Genomic DNA, 8,765 nt, shown 5'->3' with positions numbered 1-8,765 from the left:
CCCTGAGACGCGCAGAAGGCAAGCGCTCAGGCGCGGCTCCGTCGCTCCGCTCCTCCCGCACCTGCTACGCGCGCTCCCACCCACCCCCCGGCTGTCGCCGGTTTGGTCGGCTGTCGCCGACGTCAGCGGGCTGTCGCCCGCACGCTGCGCGCTGCCGCGCGCCTTCGACCACCCCGTGGTCCGGCGGGACCTGGTTCGCGAGCCAACCCGTGGATGCGCAGGCTGAGCACGACCGCGACGAGTCGGCCAGGTGGGACACGCCACGACCCCTCCGTCTGGGCCTTGTTCGATCTATGCTGCAAGTCCATGCAAGCTACGGGATGGGGTAGAGATCATGGCTTTGCGATACGTCGGCACCGACACCACCTGCCCGAACACGAACTGTCCGACCGTGTGGGTCGACGATGTCGACGGCAGCTTGGTGATTCAGGGATACAAGCTCGACGCTGAGGCGATGACGGAAGTCAACGCAACAGCTCCAGTTCAGGAGAACGAAGCGGTGGTGCGAATCCCGGCTCGAATGGCATCGGTCCTGAGAGGAGCGATGGGTGACAGCTGAACCTCTTGCCTTCCAGCTATTCCGCTCAGCTCAACGCAGCGCGCAGCACCTCGAGACTCGCGATCTGTACGAGCCCAACGACCCGGACTGGCACGAGTGGCAGGCGGGCAACCATTTCGACCCTGCCGTCCGCTGGCAGGTGTTCCACGACCTGGTGCGCGACACAACCGGCAGGGGAGTGGAGATCCGACGCGCCCGCATCGTCTCGGAGCCGATCAGTGACTACGTGAGGTTCGAGTACGACGTCACCGAGCCGCACAACATCGCCGCCGGCGAGGAGGTGCGGTGGCTACCGCGACAGCAGACAGCCGGCCTGCTGGTCCCACCGAACGACTTCTGGATCTTTGACGAGCAGATCGTGCTCTGGAACTTCTGCGACGGCGATGGGACCTGGGTAGGCGAAGAGCGCTCCGACGATCCGGATCTGGCTAAGTTGTGCGTAGCAGCATTCGAGGCTGTGTGGAATCGAGCAATCCCACACAAGGAGTACCAACCGAGCTGACACGAGGCCTGCAACCGTTGCCGACACCCCCCGCCTTCTCGAACGCCCAGAAGGCTAAACGCGACTTTGGTGCCCGTTTAGGTGAGATCCGGAAGACTGCCGGACTCACCGCACGGGCGCTCGCGTCGTCCTGCGGCTGGCACGAGTCAAAGGTGTCACGCATCGAAAACGGCAAGACGTCGCCGTCAGCCGACGACATTCGCCGGTGGGCCTCACGCTGTGAAGCCACGGACCAGACCGCCGATCTCATCGCCTCTCTGGAAGCGATTGAGGGCATGTTCATCCAATGGAGGCGGATGGAACGCGGTGGCCTTCGGCGCGCCCACGAGTCAGTCATGCCTATCTGGCAGCGCACCCGACGCTTCCGGACCTACTCACCTTGGTTGATTCCCGGCGCAGTACAGACGGAGAGCTACACACGCGCTCTTCTTCGCGGCACCGCAGCCCGCCGCGGGCTCCCAGATGACGTCGAAGGCGCCGTTCAGGTGCGAAACGAGCGCCTGCAGCTGCTTCACCAGAAGGACAGAACGTTCGCTGTTCTCATCGAGGAAGCTGTCCTCCGAAACGTCATGGGCGACACAGACGTCATGGCTGGCCAACTCGGTTACCTCCTCACCGTCAGCGAGCTGCCCTCGGTCTCCCTCGGCATCCTGCCCCTCGGCGCGGACCGCACAGCGATGCCACCAGTCGAGGACTTCTGGATCTTCGACGACGCCCAGGTCAACGTCGAACTCATCTCTGGCTACTTGACCATCACCCAGCCCGGCGAGGTCGCAATGTACGCCGACGCTTTCGCCCGCCTGTCCAAACTCGCCGTAGTCGGAGCCCGCGCGCGGCGCCTGATTGCCACCGCCCTCGAAGTCCTCGAATAGTCCTGCAAGCACGTGCAAGTTCGTAGGCTCGGAGCCTCCCGAACTCCTACCGTCTAACCACGGTCAGGGCGATGGGTGAGCCCCGAGCGTGCGTAGGGCGGTACGCGGTTCCCCTGCCCTGTCGCCCTGACCGATCCAAGCGCTAGCTGCGATCGAAGGACGACAAGGTGAACCTGACCAGGCAGACGACGGGCGACTGGCCAGTGCTGCGTTCAGCACAAGAACTGGATTGCGACGGCCGCCACCCAAACACCGACGATCCGTGCGTCCTCGGCTACCACCAGGGCCTACACAAAGACACGTCCGGCACCGTGTGGCTCGATGACGGCGATCTCGCCTGCCCAGACTGGCTCACTGGCTAAGCGCCGGAACGTCCGCAACCGGCAACTGCGCCGATGGGTCTTCCGGACAACGGCCGTGGAACGTCCCGCCATCGAACAGAATGTCGATCTGGGTCGCCGCTGGCCCCGCATGGTTAAGGCGCGAGTCCGAGGCCGAACACGCACCTTAACCACACGCCTGGAGCTGAAGGATACAGAGGGCTCGGTCGGTCGCCTGCGACTGATCGGTGGCTTGACGCTGACGTGGAACTCGCGGCATTCAAGGCCGAGGTAGACAGGCTGAGTTTGATTGCACAGCGAGTCGCCGCTGAAGCCGCATATGACGAGGCGGAGTCGGCCGAGCAACCCGACGAGCCTGTTTTGGATGCTCCAGAACTCGAGCAGCCTGAAGCCGATCTAGATCTGTTTACCGACGACTCGTATCTCGCGCTCTCCCGCGACTCGCTGCTGGCCAGCCCGATCCGTAGCACCTGAATGGTGCTGGTTGCGGGCTGATTCCTCATAGTTACTGTGCCGATGTGCGGGCTTTAGGAGCTCAAGTCAGACTGTGGACCGCCATGTCGAGTACGACGACCTCGACATGGCGGTCTGGACTGTGGCGGATCTGGGTGGTGGCGCTTGCAGGACGTTGGGCGCAAGCGCAGGAGCAACCCAGTAGACGATGTAGACGATGGAACAACCCAGCGGGTTGCATGTAGTGACGCCGGCTGCCGCGGTTCGGCGTCCTCGGATCTCGCGGTCGATGCGACGTGAGGTGAGCCGAAGCTCCGAACTGTTTGCTGAGCCAGTCGGAGATGTCGTCCTCGAGCTTCGGCTTGGTCTCGTGCGCCGGGCTGACCGTTCCAGAGACTACGGACCGTTGGACGTCATGCTGTAGACACTCGAGGTGCTGGAGAAGAAGTGACCAGTCCTAGGTTGTTACTCGCCAGTTCGATCCAGAAGGTGTTCCAGAGTCGCTGGACGGATTCCCACGCGTAGAGCTGGGCGTGCCTGCTCGCCGAGAACCTCCATAGCCCGAGAATTCGCGCCGGACAAACGATGCGCTGCGGTGGGGCTCCGCATGGGTGGAGCCTCTGTCGTCGATGACGATATCGGAGGAGGCCACCCGACAATGATCGCGACCAAGGCTGGCCGCAAAATCTGTCGGTACTGCTTCCTACCATGGGGTGTTGGAAAAACACGTTCTTAGGTGAGGGTCGATGGGACGAGGGCCAAAGAGGATTACCGACAGCCAGCACAAGGGTGACGGCGGCATCGGGCTCATCCACATGCTCATCTACGAGATGGGCCACGTGTGGCACGACCGGGTTGTCGATGCCGGCATCGACGGCAGCATCGAACTCCGTGATCCCGACAGTGGGGAGATGTCGAACCGACACGTGATGGTGCAATCCAAGGCATCTGACGCCACATTTTCGGGGGAGACTAATGACGGGTTCTGGTACCTGTGCGATGAGGAAGACATCGAGTACTGGATGAAGTCCGAGGTGCCGGTCATCCTCATCTGCTCCCATCCGAAGGAACGCCAGGCCTGGTGGTTGCACGTGCAGCCCTGGTTCGAGAACCCGTCGAACCGTGCGTCTCGCCGTATCGACTTCAACAAGGCGACCCAGGCGTTCATCGGGGACTTCACCGGGAAGCTGTTCGCGATCGTGGATCCGCACGGTGTCGCGCACACGCCGGCCGCGGAGACGAAGAACGAATGGCTATGCTCGAATCTGCTGCCAGTTGATGTGCCTGACGTCATCTACGTCGCGAAGACCAAGCACACGAAACCTGGGGCGGTGTACGCCGTCCAGACGGACTCCGGAAGGTCTTTCCGATCCGACTTCGTCCTTAAAGGGGGCCGCATCTACATGTGGTCACCCGCCGCGGGGACTGCGCTTGATGTGGTGCCGTCCGGCTCGGTGGAGTCGCTGCCGTTCGGTGAGTTGGTCGCGAGTGATGCGGATTCGCAGCGGCTTGCCGTGTGGCTGCTCAATGCAGCACTCCAGCACGACGTGCGCGCAGATTGTCGCTGGAACAACAGCAGGAAGTTTCTGCACTTCCGCCCGACCAAGGACCTGACCGAGCGGCACATAGTTTCGATGTCCGGCCGGGAACGGCTGGTGTTCAAGGGCTATTACCAGCGTAAGGACGACCCGTCGCGTCCGCAGTTCTATCGACATGCAGCATTGCGGGCCCAGTTCTCCCGCATCGGCGACGAGTGGTTCTGCGAACTCCTCCCGGACTACTTCTTCACCGACGATGGGTACAAGGAGTTCCGGTTCGCGGACCGGAACCTCGCGAAGATGAAGCGGATCGAGAAGAACCCGGCGCGTCTCGGGGAAACCTTGCTGTGGGCTAGCTTCCTCATGGGAGAGACCGCACCGGACCTGTTCTACGAAGCGCCCGAACAAATCCTCGACTTCGGGGCTCCGCTCCGATTCGACTTGGAGCGTGGAATCACCGACAAGCACTGGCTGGCCTCTCCAGCCGCGGATGGCGAACCGCTCGGCCCCGCGGGAACTGACGTCGATGCGGACCTCCAAGAACTCGAGCATCTTGAAGGTCTACTGCAATTCAACGAGGACGAGGAGGCGGAACTGTGAAGGCAGCGTTCATCGAGGAGCCGCTGCTGGAGTTCGCCGGTGGCGGCTGCCACATCGACCCCAAGCACGGTGTGTGGCACTACGGGCCTGCCGACATCAAAGACCCAACTCCCAGGGTGGTCAGGGCTGCCATCATCGGCCCGCAAGCATCCATCGACGGCCTCCAGACATGGTTGGACAAATGCCGCCGCGGAATCGGCGCGCTCACCGACACGCACCTCACGCACCTGTATGTGCCCTTCCCCGGGTTCGACGTCCATCAGGGCTTCCGGTCCATTATCAACTTCAGCCCGCGCCTGACCCGATCCGTTAGCAAACGCGACCTCGACGCTCTCGACGGACTAAATCCGCTGCAGGCAGTTTCGAAGGCAGTCGATCTGTACGACCGCGAGCTTCAGGCGCTGCACGACGAACCATCATGTGATGTCGTCATTGTGTGCAGACCCGACAATCTAAACGACGCTGCCCTATCCCGTGCACCGAGAGACCTCGATGACGTCGAGGTCGACGGGTCGACCAAAGGCGGCAAGGACTCGGGGCTGATCGGCGACTTCCACGCACTGCTGAAAGCACGCTCCCTGCGTTACAAACAGCCCATCCAAATCGTGCGTCGCTCGACTTGGGACCCGAAATTCAAGGACCCGCACACCAGCCGAGTCGGCGCCAACCAAGACGAAGCGACCCGCGCCTGGAACCTGCACACCGCTCTGTATTACAAGAACGGTGGCGTCCCCTGGCGTCTCCCACGCGATCCCGCCGACCTCACCTCTTGCTACATCGGCATCACGTTCTACAAGTCCGCGGACACAAGCCTCCATACCAGCGTCGCCCAGATCTATAACCAACGCGGCGACGGCATCATCGTCCGCGGGGGCCCCGCCACCATCTCCAAAGAAGACCGCCAGCCCCACCTGACGGAGGGGGACGCCTATGCCCTTCTTGAAACTGCCCTCCAGCGCTACAGGGCAGAACACCGCAACACCCCGGCCCGCATAGTGCTGCACAAGGCCAGCAACTACATTCCGGCCGAGATGGCCGGCTTCAACCAGGCCGCGAACACTGAGCGCCTAGAAGTCCTTGAACTGCTATGGCTCACCAACTCAGACCACATCCGCCTCTACCGCACGGGCCAACAACCACCACTGCGCGGCACAATGCTCACCCTCGACGACGACCGGCATCTGCTCTACACCACCGGCGCCGTTCCCTTCTACAAGACGTACCCGGGCCACTACGTACCCCAGCCGCTCGGCATCCGCACTGTCGACACCGAATCGTCGCCGGAGAGGCTCGCCACAGAGGTGCTGGCACTGACGAAAATGAACTGGAACCAGACCCGCCTGGACGGCCGCATCCCCATCACCTTGCGCACTGCCAGGACCGTCGGCAACATTCTGCGCCACCATGGAACCGACGCACCTGTATCCGGCCGCTACGCCCACTACATGTGATTGAAAGTCAGGCGGACTCATCCAGGGAAAATCCAAGGCGGGCTTGAGCGCTGGGCGAGCTCACACATCATTTGCGCGACGGTGTTCTGGCTGCCTCGCCGGCCCTCGTCGCGCCGGTCCGCGGTGATCCGGGGCGACCCATAAGTCCCGGGCGCGGCGAACCACCGCTTGGTCGCCACCGTCAACTGCTCGCGTCGCGCGAGCTTGCGGTTGGCGTGCGGGCCAGCAACCGCTCCACCGGCGTGCCAGAGCGAGGCGTCGCCGTGGCGCCACTTGTGGAACTACGCCGGGTTGACCCCCAGCGCCAGCAGTTGGTCCCGTGCGGCACCCCTCTGGGCGCAGTGAAGCAGGCCACGGCTACCGACCCGTCGCCTCATTGACCCAGGGGCCACCGAGCGCTTGAGCACATCACGCTCCTTCGCTAGCTTCGCGTTCTCCTTGCGCAGCCTGGCCAGCTCGGCCCGCTCGTCCTCGGTCGACGAACCGTCACTGCGGTGGGCCTTCTTGTTCCTGGCCACCCAGTTCGCCAGCGTTCGCGCATTGCCCCCCAGCTCGCCGGCCACCTGCGCGATCGGTTACCGGTCTCTCGGACAATCGAGCCGCGCCCTGCCGGAACTACTGATCAAACTTCCGTCTCGCCTCAGCCATCGCCCTCGCCTCAAGGGGATGTCTCCACGCAACGGGGGGACCCAGAGCCAGGCGACTGTCGCCGCCGCGAGCCTGGTCAGGCCGCTTTTCGGAGTGAAGTTTCGCTCCTATTCGCAAGCCTCTAGCAGGCTCGAAATGTTGCTGCAGGCAAATTCTTGCTCCGTCACAACTCCGTAAGACGCTGACAAACGCAGACCACTGTTGATCATGGACGAAGGACCAAACTGCAGGTCAGATGGCAAACAGGCCTGTCCTAATGGAGATGGCCGCCAGGGTAGAGAGATCTACACCATCTTCGAAGGGACCAGCGAAAGTCAACGCCTAGCATCTCCCGAGGCATCTCGGGCATGCGCATCAGATAAGGGGTTTCATCCCACGCGTGCTACGCAGGCGCTCCGTCGCTCCGCTCCTCCCGCACCTGCTACGCCCGCTCCCACCAACCCCCGGCTGTTGCCGGACGGCCGGCGGCTGCGCGCTGGCGCGCGCCCTTGACCGCTCCGTGGTCCAGTGGGCGTGGTTCGCCGAGCATCCGTGGAGGCGCGGGCTGAGCAGGACCGCGACGAGTCGGGCCGGGCGGGACACGCGACGACTCCTTCCGTCCGGCCCTGTTGGACCTGGTGCGAGATCGTCGCGAAACTCCCTTCCTGCAAGCGTCAGCCGCGGCACCCGGTAAGGCGAATGAGGTGGCCGTAACGACGATTCCGCGCCGCCCACGCATTCCGGGTTCAAGCGGTCTCGGCGACGATGACGCTGATCGGTCCGGCCAGGGGGCGGTGATCGAGACGGCGCCAGCCCGTGTTGTGCAGCCAGGCGGTGCCTTCCTCGACGCTGTACACGTCGCCGTCGTTGACGTGGATCGCGAACTCGCCTGCCATCAGCGCGGCCGGGAGCGGCTGGGTGTGGGTCGGGTCGGTCCAGAAGTCGGCGAGCAGCAGGCGGGCCCCGGGTTCGGCAGCGGCGCGGATCCGGTGCAGGATCGACTGGTTGGTCTCCGGAGCGAAGCAGTGCACCAGGTTGGCAAGCAGGAAGGCGTCGTACCCCCGCGGCAGGTCGTCGGCCACGAGGATGTCACCGACGTGGACGTCAAGGCGGTCTGAGTACGCCGTCGCGCGCAGCTGTTCCCGTGCGACAGGCGCAACGAAGGGGAGTTCGAGGACGGTTGCGGTGAGGGCCGGGTCGGCCGCGGCCAGGGCGATCGACCAGGAACCGGTGCCGCCGCCGACGTCCAGCAGCCGGCTTCCTGCAGGCAGGGCGGCCGCCTCGGGAAGGGCATCGCAGGCCGCGGCGGTGGCGGCGGCGATGCCGGCAGACATGATCGGAACCAGGTCGTCGTCGATCTCGAAGATCTCATGGGCCGGTCGGCCGCGGCCGAGGGCGCCGGCGAGGTCCTCCCAGGCGGGGTAGCTGAGCCGGTCCCAGAACCTGAGCAGCGGCCGGAAGTCGGCCGGGGTCGCTCCGGACAGGAAGGTGGCCGCCACCGAGCTGTTCGCGTAGCGGTCGCCATGCCGCTCGAGCAGGCCGATCGCGACCATGGCGTCCGCGCTGATGCGTGCCGTACGCCGGGAGAGACCGGTGCGGGCGGCGAGACCGGCGAGATCCACCGGCCCTTCGCCCAGCGCCTCGAACACGCCGAGCTCGGACGCCGCGAACAAGTGCTTGCTGGCCATGAAGCCCTGCGCGATCTCGAAGATCCGGTTCGGCGTCATGTCGCGGAGATTCCCCGTGGAGGGTGTGTCTGTGGTCGTCATGCCCTCAGCGTGCTGAGCGGCTTCAGATGGCCGCAATCCCACGATTCTGGGGG

At 64.2% G+C, this 8,765-nt stretch carries 7 protein-coding genes; 6 read left to right on the top strand and 1 reads right to left on the bottom strand.

Features of this window, described 5'->3' with window-relative positions; all coding sequences use genetic code 11:
* The first annotated feature begins 548 nt into the window (after positions 1-548).
* The 6 genes from AB0L70_RS38080 to AB0L70_RS38055 all read left to right on the top strand — a co-directional run bounded on the left by AB0L70_RS38080 (position 549) and on the right by AB0L70_RS38055 (position 6,316).
* Positions 549-1,061 (top strand): DUF6879 family protein, encoded by a 513-nt coding sequence (locus tag AB0L70_RS38080; protein WP_363691740.1) that lies wholly within the window; start codon positions 549-551, stop codon positions 1,059-1,061.
* Positions 1,019-1,933 (top strand): helix-turn-helix transcriptional regulator, encoded by a 915-nt coding sequence (locus tag AB0L70_RS38075; protein WP_363691739.1) that lies wholly within the window; start codon positions 1,019-1,021, stop codon positions 1,931-1,933. Before AB0L70_RS38080 ends, AB0L70_RS38075 begins: the two co-directional genes overlap by 43 nt.
* Before the next feature lie 167 nt (positions 1,934-2,100).
* Positions 2,101-2,295 carry a hypothetical protein gene (locus tag AB0L70_RS38070; protein ID WP_363691738.1) on the top strand — a complete coding sequence of 65 codons (195 nt, stop codon included), beginning with the start codon at positions 2,101-2,103 and terminating at the stop codon, positions 2,293-2,295.
* Between the two features lie 222 nt (positions 2,296-2,517).
* On the top strand, positions 2,518-2,748 hold the full coding sequence (locus AB0L70_RS38065; protein WP_363691737.1) for a hypothetical protein: 231 nt from the start codon (positions 2,518-2,520) through the stop codon (positions 2,746-2,748).
* Between the two features lie 725 nt (positions 2,749-3,473).
* The gene (locus tag AB0L70_RS38060; RefSeq protein ID WP_363691736.1) at positions 3,474-4,865 is read left to right on the top strand and encodes a DUF4365 domain-containing protein; all 1,392 of its coding nucleotides are present in this window, start codon (positions 3,474-3,476) and stop codon (positions 4,863-4,865) included.
* Complete coding sequence (locus tag AB0L70_RS38055; protein ID WP_363691735.1) at positions 4,862-6,316, top strand: hypothetical protein; 1,455 nt, start codon at positions 4,862-4,864, stop codon at positions 6,314-6,316. The genes AB0L70_RS38060 and AB0L70_RS38055 overlap by 4 nt, the downstream gene beginning before the upstream one ends.
* A gap of 1,373 nt (positions 6,317-7,689) precedes the next feature.
* Here the strand turns inward: AB0L70_RS38055 and AB0L70_RS38050 are convergent.
* Positions 7,690-8,712, bottom strand: a complete 1,023-nt coding sequence (locus AB0L70_RS38050; protein ID WP_363691734.1) for a methyltransferase — start codon at positions 8,710-8,712, stop codon at positions 7,690-7,692.
* Positions 8,713-8,765 lie beyond the last annotated feature (53 nt).

The sequence above is a fragment of the Kribbella sp. NPDC051952 genome (genome assembly GCF_040680855.1).
GTDB lineage: Bacteria > Actinomycetota > Actinomycetes > Propionibacteriales > Kribbellaceae > Kribbella.
Note: the sequence above shows the minus strand (reverse complement) of the source record. Positions and strands in the feature narration are given on the sequence as shown.

Bases quoted from the DNA above. Each gene is read 5' to 3' on its own strand.
- AB0L70_RS38060 (WP_363691736.1), top strand. From the start codon at position 3,474: ATGGGACGAGGGCCAAAGAGGATTACCGACAGCCAGCACAAGGGTGAC.
- AB0L70_RS38050 (WP_363691734.1), bottom strand. From the start codon at position 8,712: ATGACGACCACAGACACACCCTCCACGGGGAATCTCCGCGACATGACG.